Annotated in this window: 9 protein-coding genes; 7 read left to right on the top strand and 2 right to left on the bottom strand. The window is 70.2% G+C overall.

Features of this window, described 5'->3' with window-relative positions; genetic code table 11:
- The first annotated feature begins 49 nt into the window (after positions 1-49).
- Positions 50-1,495 carry an aldehyde dehydrogenase family protein gene (locus tag ACFWYS_RS02330; protein WP_384762293.1) on the top strand — a complete coding sequence of 482 codons (1,446 nt, stop codon included), beginning with the start codon at positions 50-52 and terminating at the stop codon, positions 1,493-1,495.
- A 115-nt stretch (positions 1,496-1,610) separates the two neighbouring features.
- Here ACFWYS_RS02330 and ACFWYS_RS02325 read toward each other — a convergent pair whose 3' ends face one another.
- The gene (locus ACFWYS_RS02325; protein ID WP_384762291.1) at positions 1,611-4,448 is read right to left on the bottom strand and encodes a glycoside hydrolase family 3 C-terminal domain-containing protein; all 2,838 of its coding nucleotides are present in this window, start codon (positions 4,446-4,448) and stop codon (positions 1,611-1,613) included.
- Positions 4,449-4,726: 278 nt separating this feature from the next.
- Here ACFWYS_RS02325 and ACFWYS_RS02320 point away from each other — a divergent pair, with 278 nt between their 5' ends.
- The 6 genes from ACFWYS_RS02320 to ACFWYS_RS02295 all read left to right on the top strand — a co-directional run bounded on the left by ACFWYS_RS02320 (position 4,727) and on the right by ACFWYS_RS02295 (position 13,616).
- Positions 4,727-6,418 (top strand): extracellular solute-binding protein, encoded by a 1,692-nt coding sequence (locus ACFWYS_RS02320; protein ID WP_384762290.1) that lies wholly within the window; start codon positions 4,727-4,729, stop codon positions 6,416-6,418.
- Between the two features lie 27 nt (positions 6,419-6,445).
- On the top strand, positions 6,446-7,477 hold the full coding sequence (locus ACFWYS_RS02315) for an ABC transporter permease (protein WP_384762288.1): 1,032 nt from the start codon (positions 6,446-6,448) through the stop codon (positions 7,475-7,477).
- Complete coding sequence (locus ACFWYS_RS02310) at positions 7,474-8,403, top strand: carbohydrate ABC transporter permease (protein WP_384762286.1); 930 nt, start codon at positions 7,474-7,476, stop codon at positions 8,401-8,403. Before ACFWYS_RS02315 ends, ACFWYS_RS02310 begins: the two co-directional genes overlap by 4 nt.
- A gap of 209 nt (positions 8,404-8,612) precedes the next feature.
- Complete coding sequence (locus ACFWYS_RS02305; RefSeq protein WP_384762806.1) at positions 8,613-10,607, top strand: beta-galactosidase; 1,995 nt, start codon at positions 8,613-8,615, stop codon at positions 10,605-10,607.
- Positions 10,604-12,862 carry a glycoside hydrolase N-terminal domain-containing protein gene (locus tag ACFWYS_RS02300; protein ID WP_384762284.1) on the top strand — a complete coding sequence of 753 codons (2,259 nt, stop codon included), beginning with the start codon at positions 10,604-10,606 and terminating at the stop codon, positions 12,860-12,862. The genes ACFWYS_RS02305 and ACFWYS_RS02300 overlap by 4 nt, the downstream gene beginning before the upstream one ends.
- Positions 12,863-12,899: 37 nt before the next feature.
- Positions 12,900-13,616 (top strand): hypothetical protein, encoded by a 717-nt coding sequence (locus ACFWYS_RS02295; protein WP_384762283.1) that lies wholly within the window; start codon positions 12,900-12,902, stop codon positions 13,614-13,616.
- Between the two features lie 78 nt (positions 13,617-13,694).
- On the opposite strand, the gene ACFWYS_RS02290 is transcribed toward ACFWYS_RS02295, so the two are convergent.
- Positions 13,695-15,737, bottom strand: a complete 2,043-nt coding sequence (locus tag ACFWYS_RS02290; RefSeq protein WP_384762281.1) for a TIM-barrel domain-containing protein — start codon at positions 15,735-15,737, stop codon at positions 13,695-13,697.
- Between the last annotated feature and the right edge of the window lie 68 nt (positions 15,738-15,805).

The raw sequence follows: 15,805 nt of genomic DNA, 5'->3' as shown, positions 1-15,805 counted from the left end.
ACACACCAGGAGCAGCACACCCCAACGCGGAAGGGCCGGTAAATCGACTATGGCTTCCACCCACGCCTTCTGGCTCGCCGGCCGCCAGGTCAGCGGCGAGGACACCTGTGACGTCACCTCCCCGTGGGACGGGCGCGTCGTCGGCAAGGTGAGCGTGCCGACGGACGCGCAGATCGAGGAGGCCGTGGCCGCCGCGTACGCCGTCCGCGACGACTTCGCCGCGACCCCGGCCCATGTGCGGGCCGCCGCGCTCGACCACGTCAGCCGGCGCCTCGTCGAGCGCACCGAGGAGATCGCCCGGCTGATCTCCGCCGAGAACGGCAAGCCCATGAAGTGGGCCCGGGGCGAGGTCGGCCGTGCCGTCTCCGTGTTCCGGTTCGCGGCCGAGGAGGCCCGGCGGTTCAACGGCGGAGAGGCCCAGCGGCTCGACACCGACCTCGGCGGCCAGGGGCGGCTCGCCTTCACCCGCCGCTTCCCCAAGGGCGTCGTCCTCGGCATCGCGCCGTTCAACTTCCCGCTGAACCTGTGCGCCCACAAGATCGCCCCGGCCATCGCCGCCGGCGCCCCGATCATCCTGAAGCCCGCCCCGGCCACCCCGCTGTCCGGCCTGATCATCGGCGACCTGCTCGCCGAGACCGAGCTCCCGGCCGGCTCCTGGAGCATCCTGCCGGTGCCGAACGACAAGATGCCCGCCCTGGTCCAGGACGAGCGCCTGCCGGTCATCTCCTTCACCGGCTCCGAGAAGGTCGGCTACGCGATCATGGACTCGGTGCCGCGCAAGCACTGCACCCTGGAGCTGGGCGGCAACGGCGCGGCGGTCGTGCTCGCCGACTTCGCCTCCGACGAGGACCTGGACTGGGCGGCCTCGCGCATCGCGACCTTCTCCAACTACCAGGGCGGCCAGTCCTGCATCTCCGTGCAGCGGGTGATCGCGGACGCCTCCGTGTACGACCGTCTGCTGCCGCGCATCGTCGCCGCCGTGGAGACCCAGGTCACCGGCGACCCGAACGACGACGCGACCGACGTCGGCCCGCTGGTCAGCGAGGACGCCGCCAAGCGCGTCGAGACCTGGGTGGACGAGGCGGTCGCCGCCGGGGCCGCCCTCCTCACCGGCGGCAAGCGCGACGGCGCCTCCTACGCGCCGACCGTCCTCACCGACGTACCGGCCGACGTCACCCTCGCCTGCGAGGAGGTCTTCGGACCCGTCCTCACCGTGCAGAAGGTGGACGGGGAGGCCGCGGCCTTCGCCGCCGTGAACGAGTCCAAGTACGGCCTCCAGGCGGGCGTGTTCACCCGCGACCTGCAGACCGCCTTCCGCGCCCACCGCGCCCTGGAGGTCGGCGGCGTCGTCATCGGCGACGTGCCCTCCTACCGCGCCGACCAGATGCCGTACGGCGGCGCCAAGCAGTCCGGTGTCGGGCGCGAGGGCGTGAAGTTCGCGATGGACGACTACACCTACGAGCGCGTCATGGTCCTCACCGGCCTCGCGCTCTGAGCGATCCCGCACCTCTGGCTAATGGGAACCATTTTCAGGTAGGCTCCCCGAAGGGGCCCGGCACCGATGCCTTCCGGTGCCGGGCCCCTTCTATGCGTCGGCCTCGTCCGGACCCTCAACCGGAGAAGCCGACGTGCGCGAGCCGCAGTGGGCCGCGCAGTCTGAGGTGGACGTCGCGGACGCCCTCGGCGATGATCCCGGCCCGCAGGGTCGAGTAGGCGTACGGGCTCGCGTCCGGCGCGTTCGACGTCAGTACGGCGAGCACCGCGCCCCCGTCGAGCGAGATCTCCACCGCGCCGTCGCCGCAGACGCTCGCCGTCACCTCCGTGACGCCGTCCGCGAAGTCGCAGTCCCGGTAGACCAGTTCACCCGACGTGCCCTGCGCCGCCGTCACCGCGTCGCCCGACGTCTTCGTGCGGTCGACGATCGCGATGCCGCTCTGCTCGTCGAAGTCGGCCGCGTCCAGGCCGCGCAGCAGGACCGGGCGCGGGGCGGACGCCTCGCCGTCCAGCAGCACGGTCGTGCGCAGCCGGACGTCCTCGCTGGAGGCACCGGCCAGCAGCTCGTACGGGCCCGGCTCGCGGCGCCATCCGCCCCGGGCCACATCCCAGAAGTCGAAGGAGCGCAAGGGGACTTCGAAGCTCAGCTCCCGCCGCTCGCCCGGTTCCAGGCGCACCCGCTCGTGTGCCGCCAGCTCGCGGCGGGGCCGCGGCACCGTCGGGTCCACGGCGCGCGTGTAGAGCTGGGCGACCTCGGCGGCCGTCACATCGCCGGTGTTGGTGACCGTGAAGGAGACCTGCAGTGAGCCGTCCGTCGTACGGGTCCGGAGATCGGCGTAGGAGAAGGTCGCGTACGACAGGCCGTGCCCGAACGGGAACAGCGGGGTCCCCTCGAAGTACAGATAGGTCTGGCGGGCGCCGATCACGTCGTAGTCGAGGAGGTCGGGCAGGTCGGCGTCGTCGGCGTACCAGGTCTGCGGGAGGCGGCCGGCGGGGGAGACGTCACCGGCCAGGACACGGGCCAGGGCGGTGCCGGCCGCCTGGCCCGCGTGGGACGTCCAGAGCAGCGCCGGGAGCGCAGCGTGGTCGACGGCGTACGGGTACGCCGAGATCAGCGCCAGCACGGTGTTCGGATTCGCCGCGCGGGCCGCGCGCAGCAGGCGTTCCTGGTGGGCGGGGAGGGCCAGCGTCGTACGGTCCTCGGTCTCGCGGCCGTTGATGTGCGGGTCGTTGCCCGCGACCACCAGGACCACGTCCGCCTGGGAGGTGATCCGCGTTACCGCGTCTTCGCCGCGTTCCACGACGACGAGTTCGAAGATTTCCGGATTCGCTTCGGCAACCCGGACGCCGTCGGCGGCGACTGAGACATGGCGACCTGTACCGATGTGCCGAAGGAGGAATCCGTTCTCATGCGGTTCCAGGCGGAATGTCTCCTGTACGACCCAGCCGCCGGGCTGGTCGGCGGAGGCACGGACCCTGCCGTCCTCGGCGACCGAGAGATAGCGGCCGTCGGGGGCGCGCAGGGTCAGCACGCCCTCGCCCCAGTCGACGAGGGCGAGTTCGGTGCCGGTGGCGTCCACGGTGAGCGCCGGCAGGTCCGTACGGCCCGCGAGCAGCGCCGGGTCGAGGGCGCCCTCGGCACCGCGCACCTCGTCGGAGGAGTCCGCCTCGGGAACGTGCAGGAAGGCTCCGGCCCGGGTCTTCAGCAGGACGCGGTCCACGCCCTCCGCGAACTCCACGCGCTCCGCGCCGAACCGCTCGTACAGACCCTCCAGCGGGGTCGAGCGATGGATGAGGGTGCCGCTGTACCAGTCGCGCTTGCACTCGTCGGCGAGCAGACCGACCACCGCGAGCCGGGTGTCGGGCGCGAGCGGCAGCAGGCCCCCGCTGTTCTTGAGCAGGACCACCGACTGCTCGGCGGCCTCCAGCGCGAGGGCGCGGTGGGCCGGGGTGTCGAAGTCCCTGGTGAGCGCGTACGGGTCGTACTCCGGGTCGAACTCGCCGAGCCGGAAGCGGACCGAGAGCTGGCGGCGCACCGCCGTGTCGAGGTCCGCCTCGGTGAGCAGGCCCCGGTCCAGGGCCCCGCGCACCCGGGCCGTGATCTTCGAACTGTCGGTGCCGTGGTCGGTGAAGCTGTCGACGCCGGCCAGCAGCGCGGCGGCCGTCGCCTCCTCGTGGGTGTCGAAGTAGTGCTCGGAGTCGACCAGGTTGGACGGCGCGCCCGCGTCCGAACAGACCAGCAGATCGTCGTCGGTCCAGGTGCGCAGCTGATCGCGCAGATACGGCGACACGTGGTTGGGGCGGCCGTTGACCAGGTTGTACGCCGGCATCACACCCGCCGTCGCGCCCGCCTCGACCGTCTCGCGGAAGGCGCGCAGGTCGTACTCGTGCAGGACGCGCGGACGGACCGAGGAGGACGTGACATCACGGCCCGTCTCGTTGTTGTGCGCCAGCCAGTGCTTGAGGACGGGCGCGGTGCGCCAGTACGTCGGATGGTCGCCGCGCAGACCACGGGTGTAGGCGGTGGCGATCGCCGAGGTGAGCTTCGGGTCCTCGGAGTAGCCCTCCTCGTTGCGGCCCCACAGGGGGTGGCGCAGGAGATTGACAGTGGGGGCCCAGACGTTCAGCCCCACGCGCTCGTCGCGGGCGCGCATCGCGCGGGTCTCCTTCGAGACGGCCTCACCGACCCGGCGTACGAGATCCGTGTTCCAGGTCGCGCCGAGGCCGACCGCCTGCGGGAAGACGGTGGCCGGACCCATCCACGCCACCCCGTGCAGGGCTTCCTGGCCGGTACGGAACGCGGCGATGCCCAGACGCTCGATCTCCGGCGTGAACTGGTGCAGGAATCCGATCTTTTCGTCGAGGGTGAGCCGCGACAGAAGGTCGTCGATGCGCTTCGCGAACGGCAGACGCCGATCGCGGAAAGGCGGTGTGTACGGGGTGTGTGCGGTCACGTGGGGATCCCCTTGCGATGGATCGGTTCGGTGCTTTCGAAGCGCTTCGATGCTCATTGGACTCCGGGGTGGGTGTCAAGAGACCAGCGCCGTTACTTCAAGCAGTGCATAAGGAAGGGTCGCTTCTTACACCTCGGAGGAATCTTGGGAACGACCCTTGTGCACCCATGGGTGTTCACTTAACCTCACTGCAACATCGAAGCGCTTCGACTATAGATCTCGTCAGATCTCGTCGCAGTGGTCGGAGGACCGCTTCAGCTCAGCGAAGGGTTGACGCAATGACGCCGAACGCCGCCTCCGCCTCCTCCGGACCCAGCCGGAGAAGCTTCCTCGCCTCCACGGCGGTCGCCACCGCGGCCGTGGCCGGCGGGATGCCGCTGCTCGCCGCGTGCGGCGGGTCGGACAGCGGGTCGCGCGACGGTACGACCTCGGGCAAGGACGCGAAGAAGATCCTCCCGGCGTATGTGGCCGGCAATGTGGTGACGCCGGACATCCCGGCCAAGAACGGCTCGGCGATCGGCTTCACCGGCAAGCTGGAACTCGCCGAGCTGAAGACCTCCGTGGAGAAGAAGCTCGGCAAGGGCGGCAAGGTGACCGTCATGTCGCCGTTCTGGGGGTCGCCGCCCAAGAGCGGCAACGCCTACTACAAGGGCATGAACGACCTCATCGGTGTCGATGTGGTCTGGCAGAACCAGGACGGCAACACCTACGACCAGAAGCTCGGCGCGGTCCTCGCCTCCAGCGACATCCCCGATGTGGTGGTGATCCCCGGCTGGAACATGGGCGGCAAGATACCCAGCGCCATCATCAGCAAGTTCGCCGACCTCGGCCCCTATCTGTCCGGGGACAAGGTCAAGGAGTACCCCAACCTCGCGGCGATCCCGACGGACGCCTGGCGGCGCTCCATATTCGGCGGCAAGCTGCGCGGCCTGCCGCAGCCGACGCCCTGGGCCCCCAGCATCGTGCCCCTGTACCGCCAGGACATCTTCGAGAAGGAGGGCTACGAAGTCCCCAGGTCCTGCGACGAGTTCATGGCCCTGGCCAAGGAGATCACCAACGCCAAGGCCAAGCGCTGGGCCTGCCTGGACATGAAGTGGACCGCCTTCCAGGCCTTCGGTGTGCTCTCCGGCAGCGAGAAGCCGCTCGGCTGGAACATGGCCGACGGCAAGCTGGTCTACCGCATCGAGACCGAGGAGTACCTCGAAGCGCTGGAGTGGTCCCGCAAGCTCTTCGAGGCCGGGGTCGTCCACCCCGACTCCAAGATGGGCAAGAACGCCCCTGACGCGGGCCCCAAGTTCGCCAAGGGCGAGTTCCTGATCTATCCCAACAACATCACGCAGTGGTGGGGCCGCACCGCCGAACAGGCCGCCCAGAACCCGGACTTCAAGATCTGGGGCATGGACGTCTGGGGCCACGACGGCGGTAACCCCACCATGTGGGCCGAACAGCCCGCCGGCATCTTCGCCTTCGTCAACAAGAAGGCCTCCGAGTCGGTCATCCACGACGTGCTCGCCGTCGCGAACGTCACCGCGGCGCCGTACGGCACCAAGGAGTACATGATGACCAACTACGGCGTGGAGGGCACCCACTACACCGTCAAGGACGGCGTCCCCACCAAGACCGACCAGGGCAACACCGAGGTGCTGAACGCCTACGTCATGGTCGCGAGCCCCGCCGCGACCATCGCCCACCCCGACTTCCCCCAGGTCGCCAAGGGCCAGGTCGAGTGGCAGCAGCGGATGGGCGCCTTCACCAGGAAGAGCTCCTTCTACGGCATGCAGATCACCGAGCCCGCCCGCTACACCAACCTCTCCAACGACTTCGAGCAGCTGGAGGACGACATCGTCCGCGGCCGCAAGAAGATCAGCGACATGCAGCAGGCCGTCTCCGACTGGAAGAGCAAGGGCGGCGACAAGCTGCGCGACTGGTACAAGCAGATCCTCGACGAGAACGGTTCCGCGGCCAACTGACCGGGCATCGAGGCAAGGAGAACGGCCGTGTCCCACAGCACGGTGCCTCGGAGCAGGGCCGAGGCCGACACGACGGCGAAGACTCCGGTGGACTCCGGGGCCACCGGCTCCGGTGAGAAGCGACGGTCGGGGAAACCGAGTCTGCGGCTCAGACTCCGACGCGACCGCGTCCTGCTCCTGATGACGCTGCCGGCCGTCGCCCTGGTCCTGCTCTTCAACTACGTGCCGATCCTCGGCAACGTGGTGGCCTTCCAGGACTACGACCCCTACATCAGCGACAACGGCGTCGTGTCCATGTTGAACAGCCCCTGGGTCGGGCTGGAGAACTTCCAGCGGATCTTCGCCGACTCCGCGTTCTGGCAGGCGGTCCAGAACACCCTGGTGCTGTTCTTCCTCCAGCTCCTGCTGTTCTTCCCGATCCCGATCCTGCTCGCCCTGCTCATCAACAGCGTGGTCAGGCCGCGGGTGCGGGCGATCGCGCAGGCCGTTCTCTATCTGCCGCACTTCTTCTCGTGGGTGCTGGTGATCTCGGTCTTCCAGCAACTGCTCGGCGGCGCCGGTCTGCTCTCACAGCTGCTGCGCGAGCACGGGTACGACGGTCTCGACCTCATGACCGACCCGAGCACCTTCAAGTTCCTGGTCACCGCGCAGGCGGTGTGGAAGGACGCGGGCTGGGGGATCATCGTCTTCCTCGCCGCGCTCGCCGCCGTCAGCCCCGACCTGTACGAGGCCGCCGCGATGGACGGCGCCGGACGCCGGCGGCGGATGTGGCACGTCACCCTGCCCGCGCTGCGTCCGGTGATCGCGCTGCTGCTGGTGCTGCGCGTCGGCGACGCGCTGACCGTCGGCTTCGAGCAGATCCTGCTGCAACGCGATGCCGTGGGGCCGGGAGCCGCGGAAGTGCTCGACACCTTCGTGTGGTGGAACGGCGTCCGCAACCAGGACTTCGGCTATGCGGCCGCCGCCGGACTCGTCAAGGGCGTCATCAGCATCGGTCTCGTGCTGGCCGCGAACAAGGTGGCCCATCTGATGGGCGAGCAGGGGGTGTACAAGAAGTGACCGCCGTGATCGGCAAGTCCGTACGCAAGCCGTGGGCCGCGCCGCCCCAGCCCGTATGGGAGGAGCAGCCCACGAAGGTGGGGCTGGCGGGCAAGGGGCTCGTGCTCGGCATCGCCTGTCTGGCGATCCTGTTTCCGCTGTGGATCGTCGTCGTCACCAGCCTCTCCACGCGCAAGACCATCGATGAGGCCGGCGGTCTGGTGATGGTGCCGAAGGACATCACGTTCGTCGCCTACCAGGAGCTGCTGAGCGGCGGCCAGGTGACCCGCGCGGCGATCATCAGCGTCCTGGTCACCCTGGTCGGTACGGCGTTCTCCATGACGGTGTCCGTGCTGTGCGCCTACGGCCTCTCCCGAACCGGCTCGGTGGGGCATCGCTGGCTCCTGATGCTGCTGCTGGCGACCATGTTCTTCAGCGCCGGGCTCATTCCCACCTATCTTCTGGTGCAGACCCTCGGGCTGACGGACAGCTATCTCGCCCTGATCCTGCCGAGTGCGATCAGTGTCTTCAACATCCTGGTGCTGCGCGGATTCTTCATGGGAATCTCCCAGGAACTCATCGACAGCGCGCGCATCGACGGCGCCGGGGATTTCCGGATTCTCCGGCAGATCGTCATCCCTTTGTCGCGGGCCGTCATCGCGGTGATCACGCTGTTCTACGCGGTCGGGTACTGGAGCGCGTGGTTCAACGCGTCGCTGTATCTGAACGACCAGGACATGATGCCGTTGCAGAACGTCATGATTCAGCTGGTGCAGAAGCAGGAGGCCCCGGTCGGGCTGGGGCAGGCCATCAAGACGGGGCAACTGTCGGGGCTGGCCGTTCAGATGGCGGTCATGGTGATGGCTCTGCTGCCGGTGGCTGTGCTTTCTCCCTTTGTCCAGAGGCATTTCAAGAAGGGCATGCTCACGGGCGCCGTCAAGGGCTGATTTGGCTGGTCGCGCCCACGCGGCGGAGCCCCATGTCGATACAGCCCTGCGCCCCTCTGTTTTCCAGTTCCCCTGCTGCAAAGACGAGGTATGTCCATGCTCTTCCACGCGTACGACACCGACACAGGAATCACCGGCGCCCCGCGCGTGTACGGCCGTGTCCACCTCGCCACCAACGGGCGGGGCGTGCAGTACGGGGAGCCCGCATGATGCCGGAGCGAAACGGGCCTTCACTGAGCGACGCCACCCGTGGCCGTCTCCTCTTCGGCGGCGACTACAACCCCGAGCAGTGGCCCGAGGAGACCTGGCACGAGGACGTCCGGCTGATGAAGGAGGCCGGGGTCAACTCGGTCACCCTCGGCGTCTTCTCCTGGGCGAGGCTCGAACCCCGGCCGGGTGTAAGGGAGTTCGGCTGGCTGGACCGGCTGATGGACCTGATGCACGAGAACGGCATCGGTGTCGTGCTCGCCACCCCCACCTCGTCGCCGCCCCCGTGGCTGGGGCGCCTGCACCCCGACACCCTCCCGCGCGACGAGAACGGACAGACCGAGTGGTGGGGCTCCCGCCAGCACTTCTCCCACTCCAGCGCCACCTACCGGCGCTACGCCGCCGCCATCACCGAGGACCTCGCCGCCCGCTACGGCGGCCACCCGGCCCTGCGCATGTGGCACATCAACAACGAGTACTGCACCTATGACTGGGGCGACGAGGCCGAGGCCGCCTTCCGCGGCTGGCTCAAGGCCGGGTACGGCACGCTCGACGCCCTCAACGAGGCCTGGGGCACCGCCTTCTGGAGCCAGGGCTACGGCGACTGGTCCGAGGTGCTGCCGCCGCGCCGGGCGCACTACATGAAGAACCCCACGCAGGTGCTGGACTTCAAGCGGTTCACCTCCGACGCGCTGCTGGAGTGCTACCTCGCCGAGCGGGACATCGTCGCCCGGCACAGCCCCGGCATCCCGGTGACCACCAACTTCATGGCCGTGTGGCAGGGGCTGGACGCCTGGCGGTGGGCCGAGCAGGAGGACGTCGTCTCCGTCGACGTCTATCCGGATCCGCGCGATCCGCTCGGCGGGCAGTACGGGGCGCTCGTCCATGACATGACGCGGTCGCAGGCCCGTGGCGGTCCCTGGACGGTGATGGAGCAGGCCGCCGGGCCGGTCAACTGGCGTGGGGTCAACCACCCCAAACCGGCCGGCCTCAACCGGCTCTGGTCCCTCCAGGCCGTGGCCCGCGGCGCCGACGCCGTCTGCTACTTCCAGTGGCGGCAGTCCCGGCAGGGCTCGGAGAAGTTCCACTCGGGGATGGTCAGCCACGCGGGGGAGCGGGGCCGTACCTTCCAGGAGGTCAAGCGGATCGGCGCCGAACTCGCCCTGCTGAGCGGGAAGGTGGCGGACAGCCGGGTCGAGGCCGCCGAGGTGGCCGTACTCCTCGACTGGAATGCCTGGTGGGCCGGTCAGCAGGACGGGCGGCTGTCCAGCGAGGTCGACCTCCCACAGGTCGTCCGTGCCTGGCATCGCGCCCTGTGGGAGGCGCACACGGTCGCGGACTTCGCGCACCCCGAGCACGACCTGTCCGCGTACAAGCTGGTCGTCGTCCCCCAGCTGTATCTGATGACGAACGCGGCGATCGACAACCTCGTCACCCACGTCGCGAACGGCGGCACCCTGGTCGCCGGCTTCCAGACCGGCGTCGCCGACCAGGACGACCGGGTGCGCGAGGGCGGTATGGACGCCCGGCTGCGCGAACTGTTCGGCATCCGCGTCCTGCACGAGTGGTGGCCGCTGGACGCGGGCGAGAGAGCCGACGCCGAGGGCTTCCACGGCACCCTCTGGTCCGAGGAGATCGAGGCCGCGGACGACGTGGACTCCGTGACCCCGTACAAGGGCGGCGAGCTGGACGGGCTCCCGGCCCTCCTGCGCAAGGGCCGGGCCTGGTACGTCTCGACCCTCCCCGAGCCGCACGCCCTGCGCACCCTGCTGGCCGACATCGCCACCGGCGCGGGCGTACGGCCGACCCTCGCCGGGCTGCCCGCCGGAGTGGAGGCCGTACGCCGGGGCGGACTGCTGTTCCTGCTCAACCACGGGCGCGACGGGGTCACCGTCCAGGTGCCCGGCCGCCATCGCGACCTGCTGACCGGCGCGGCCGTCACCGAACGGGTCCAGCTGGAGCGGTACGGCGTGGCCGTGCTGGAGGCCGCCCCATGAGCGGACCCGTGCACGGCACCTGGGAAGCCGCCCCCGCCGGCCGCTGGGAGGACGCCTTCCTGAGCGGGAACGGCCGGCACGGCATCATGGTGTTCGGTGATCCGAACATCGACCGGGTCATCGTCAACCATCACACCCTGGTCCGCCCCAACGGCGCCGAACACCCCCGTCCCCCCGCCCTCGCCGCCGAACTCCCGCAACTCCAGGACCGGTTGCTCGCCGGGGAAGTCACCGCCGCCGAGCACTTCACCGACGGCCGCGAGCTGCAGTGGGTGCAGCCCTTCCATCCCGCCTTCCAGATACGGCTGCGCCGCCCGGCCCCCGCCGAGGACCCCGGCGACTACCGCCGCGAGGTCGACTTCACCACCGGCGTCGTCACCGCCCGCTGCGACGGCCGGCGCAGCGAGGCCTTCGTCTCCCGCGCCGACGACGGCATCGTCCAGTGCGTCACCGAGCCCGGCCCCACCGTCGACGTGACCCTCGACCACCAACTGCCTGGCTCCCCCTACGACTTGGCCGTCGGCCACAGCACCGTCCTCACCCCCGAGGGCGCCCTCCTCACCCTCCGCGTCCGCTACCCCGGCAGCGACCGGGCGTACACGGGCGTCACGCTCGCCGTCGTCACCGGCGGCACCACCCGCACCTCCCTGCCCGGCCTGCGCGTCGACGGCGCCCGGTCACTGCTCCTGCTCACCCGGGTACGACGGCACACCGGCGAGATGGACGCCCTCGCCGAGGCACACGCCCTGCGCGCCCTCCTCCCCGACGGCGACGGCGACGGCGACGGCGACGGTGGCAACGACGCCCCGTACGACCGCCTCCTCGCCCGCCACACCGAACTGCACCGCCCGGCCTACCTCCGCGTCGGCCTGGACCTCGATGCCGACGACGGTGAACGGGCCCTTGCGGGCTCGGAGCTGCTGAGCCGTCCGAAGAGCCCCGCCCTGCTGGAACGCCTCTTCGCGGCCGGCCGCTACCACCTCCTGTCCGCCTCCGGCATGCTCCCGCCCCGCCTGACCGGCCTGTGGACCGGCGACTGGAACACGGCCTGGGCGGGCGCGTTCACCACCGACGCCAACCTCAACCTCCAGACCGCCTCGGCCGCGGCAGGCGCGCTCCCGGAGGTCACCGAGGCCCACGCCGCCCTGATCCACGGCCAGCGGGAGCACTGGCGCGCCAACGCCCGCGCGATCTTCGGCGCCCGCGGCGTGGTGGCCCCCGCCCACACCGACGGCGAGTCCGGGCACATCTACCACTTCAGCCGCGAATACCCGCTCCACCTGTGGACCGCGGGCGCCGACTGGCTCCTCAAGCCGCTCGTCGACCACGACGAGACCAGCGGCGAACGCGACCCGCGCACGGCCGCCGCCCTCGCCGAAGTCGCCCGTTTCTACGAGGACTTCCTCACCCGCACCGACGACGCGGGCAACCTCGTCGTCGTCCCGTCCTACTCACCCGAGAACCGCCCGGCGAACGCGAGCTGGGGCACGGTCAACGCCGCCATGGACCTCTCGGCGGCCCGGCACGCCCTGCACACGGCCGCCGACTACCACCCGGACACCCCGGACGCCGACCGCTGGCGCACCCTCGCCGACCGCCTCCCCCCACACCGCGTCAACGAGGACGGCGCCCTCGCCGAATGGGCCTGGCCCGGTCTGACGGACACCTACGACCACCGCCACCTCAGCCACCTCTACGGCGTCTGGCCGCTGGACGAGATCACCCCGTACGACACCCCCGGCCTCGCGGCCGCCGCCCACCGAGCCCTCGAACTCCGGGGCGCCGAGAACGACTCCGCGCACGGCCATCTCCACCACGCCCTGATCGCGGCCCGCCTCAGGGACGGCGGCCGGGTCGCCCACGCCCTCGACCAGGTCCTGGACGGCGACTTCTTCCACGGCTCCCTGATGAGCGCCCACTACCCGCGCCGCGACGTCTACAACGCGGACGCCGCGCACACCCTGCCCGCCGTACTGATCGAGATGCTCGTGCAGTCGACCCCGGACCGGCTGGTCCTGCTGCCCGCGGTCCCGGAGACCTGCCCGCAGGGGCGGCTGCGGGGCGTACGGACGCGGTTCGGCGCGGAGGTCGACCTGACCTGGACGCCGAGCGGGGCGACGGCGGTCCTGCGGCCGTCCCGCACCGTCCGCATCGAACTCCGGACTTCCTCCGGCAACGGCGACGGCGGCGGCGACGCACAGCCGCTCGACCTCGTCGCCGGAGAAGACCACGTCCTCACCCTTGGGGCGTGGTAGCCCCCGCAACTCCCCCCCACCCATGGAAAGGGACACCATGGCAAAGAGCGCACTGCGCAAGATCACCATGGCCGTGCTGGCCCCGGCGATGGCCCTCGGCGCCACCGTCGGCCTCGCCTCCGCCCCCGCCTCGGCCGCGGTCTGGAACTCCTGCGACCAGTGGGGCAACACCAGCCTCAACGGCTACACGCTCTACAACAACATCTGGGGCTCCGGCGCCGGCAGCCAGTGCATATGGGCCAACTCGGGCACCAACTGGGGTGTCTGGGCGAACCACCCCAACACCGGCGGCATCAAGTCCTACCCCAACTCCAAGAAGGTGATCAACAAGACGATCGCTTCTCTCGGCTCGCTGACCAGCAGCTACAACGTCACCGTTCCGTCGTCCGGCGCGTACAACACGTCGTACGACATCTGGGACACCGACTACGACTACGAGATCATGCTCTGGGTCAACTACAACGGCGCCGTCGGCCCGCTCGGCACCTCGCAGGGCAACGTCACCCTCGGCGGCCACACCTGGACCGTCTACAAGGGCAGCAACGGCGCGAACGAGGTGTTCTCGTTCCTGCGGACGTCCGACTCCAGCTCCGGCACCGTGAACATCAAGCCGATCCTCAGCTGGATCTCGGGCACCAAGGGCTGGATGTCCAGCAGCGAGACCATCGGTGACGTCCAGTTCGGCTACGAGGTCACCTCGTCGTCCGGCGGCCTCGACTTCGTCACCAACAACCTGACGGTCAGCAGCAGCTGACCCGCCATCAGGGGGCGACCGGAAGACCTCCATCGTCCGGTCGCCCCCCAGAGCCTGCCTGACAGGCCCTCGACACGGCTACTCCGCTACAGGCAGCCGTGCCCCGTCCCGCAGGAACAGCGGGATGCGGTCCAGTGGGGCGTCGACCGTCACGGTCGTACCACCCTCGTACGTCTCCCCGGTCCACGCGTCCGTCCAGCGCGCGCCCGCCGGAAGGTACGTCGTCCGGGCCGTCGCGCCCGCCGTCAGCACCGGGGCGACCAGCAGATCGCGGCCGAAGAGGTAGGCGTCGTCGACCGACCAGGCCGTCTGGTCGTCGGGGAACTCCAGGAACAGCGCCCGCATCACCGGCAGGCCCTCCTCATGGGCCTCGCGCATGACGTCCAGGACGTACGGCTTCAGGCGCTCGCGCAGTCGCAGGTACTTCTCCAGGATCGCGCCGGCCTCCTCGCCGTACGACCACACCTCGTTCGGGCCGCCCGTCATCTCCGGGCCGAGCGGCATGCCCGGGTCGCGGAAGCCGTGCAGGCGCATCAGCGGGGACAGGGCGCCGAACTGGAACCAGCGGACCATCACCTCGCGGTACGCCGGGTCGTCCGGGTCGCCGCCGTGGAAGCCGCCGATGTCCGTGTTCCACCAGGGGATGCCGGAGAGCGCGGTGTTGAGGCCGGCCGCGATCTGGCGGCGCAGGGTCGGGAAGTCGGTGCCGATGTCGCCGGACCACAGGGCGGCGCCGTAGCGCTGGCTGCCCGCCCAGGCCGAGCGGTTGAGCGTCACCACCTCGGTCTCGCCGGAGGCGTGCAGGCCCTCGTAGAAGGTGCGGGAGTTCTCGGCGGGGTAGCTGTTGCCGACCTCCAGGCCGGGGCCCGTCCAGTAGCGCAGGTTCTCCTGGAAGCCCGGCTTCAGCTCCGGCTCGCAGGCGTCCAGCCAGAAGGCGGTGATGCCGTACGGGTCGAGGTAGTTCTGCTTCACCCTCGACCACAGGAACTCACGGGCCTGCGGGTTCGTGGCGTCGTAGAACGCCACCTGGACGGTCGAGGCCACCTCCTTGTCGGGCCAGTCGGCGTGCGCCATCGGGCCGTACTGGGTGCCGATGAAGTAGCCGCGCTGCTCCATGAGGGCGTGGTTCTCGCTCAGCGGGGACACGGAGGGCCACACGCTCACCACCAGCTTGATGCCGAGCTCGTCCAGCTCGCGCACCATCGCCGCCGGGTCCGGCCACTCGGCCGGGTCGAACCTCCACTCGCCGAGGTGCGTCCAGTGGAAGAAGTCGCAGACGATCGCGGATATGGGCAGGCCCCGGCGCTTGTACTCCCGTGCCACGGCGAGGAGTTCGTCCTGGGTGCGGTAGCGCAGCTTGCACTGCCAGAAGCCCGCCGCCCACTCCGGCAGCATCGGCGTACGGCCCGTCACCGCGCTGTAGCGGCGCTGGCCGTCGGCCGGGGTGCCCGCGGTGATCCAGTAGTCGATCTGGCGGGCGGAGTCGGCCACCCAGCGGGTGCCGTTGTGCGCGAGCTCCACGCGGCCGATCGCCGGGTTGTTCCACAGCAGGGTGTAGCCGCGGCTGGACGACAGCACCGGGATGCCGACCTCGGCGTTGCGCTGGACCAGGTCGAGGACCAGGCCCTTCTGGTCGAACCGGCCGTGCTGGTGCTGGCCGAGGCCGTACAGCTTCTCGTCGTCGTGGGCGGCGAAGCGCTGTTCGAGGCGGTGGTGGCCGTTGCCGACGGCGGTGTAGAGGCGGGGGCCGGGCCACCAGAAGTGGGCGCGCTCCTCGACGAGGACCTCCGTGCCGTCCTCGGTGCGCAGGAAGCGGATCAGCCCTTCGGTGTCGACCCGCACGGTCAGCGCGCCGACCGTCACGACCCCGAGCCCGTCCTCGATCTTCACGGTCGACTCGGTCGCCGGCGCGGACTCCAGCAGCGCGCCCGGCAGCCCGTCGAGGACCGGGCCGCCGAGCCGGGCACGCACCCGGACCGCGTCCGGACCCCACGGCTCCACACGCACCGTCTCCTGACGGCCGCTCCACTCCAGCGCGCCGTCCCGCTCACGGAACGTGCCGACGGTCGGGGACGACTGCGCCAGGCTCACCTGGGGCTGGGTTTCAGCAGGCAGATTCACGGGGGCCGCTCCTGGAGGAGTTCGGACATGGGGGTGCCCTGGTCGGGGCCGGCGGTGCGGGAGGGACG

Origin of the sequence: Streptomyces sp. NPDC059010 (genome assembly GCF_042740355.1) — a bacterium.
In the GTDB taxonomy this organism is placed as follows: domain Bacteria; phylum Actinomycetota; class Actinomycetes; order Streptomycetales; family Streptomycetaceae; genus Streptomyces.
Note: the sequence above shows the minus strand (reverse complement) of the source record. Positions and strands in the feature narration are given on the sequence as shown.

Bases quoted from the DNA above. Each gene is read 5' to 3' on its own strand.
- ACFWYS_RS02330 (WP_384762293.1), top strand. From the start codon at position 50: ATGGCTTCCACCCACGCCTTCTGGCTCGCCGGCCGCCAGGTCAGCGGC.
- ACFWYS_RS02295 (WP_384762283.1), top strand. From the start codon at position 12,900: ATGGCAAAGAGCGCACTGCGCAAGATCACCATGGCCGTGCTGGCCCCG.
- ACFWYS_RS02320 (WP_384762290.1), top strand. From the start codon at position 4,727: ATGACGCCGAACGCCGCCTCCGCCTCCTCCGGACCCAGCCGGAGAAGC.
- ACFWYS_RS02305 (WP_384762806.1), top strand. From the start codon at position 8,613: ATGCCGGAGCGAAACGGGCCTTCACTGAGCGACGCCACCCGTGGCCGT.
- ACFWYS_RS02300 (WP_384762284.1), top strand. From the start codon at position 10,604: ATGAGCGGACCCGTGCACGGCACCTGGGAAGCCGCCCCCGCCGGCCGC.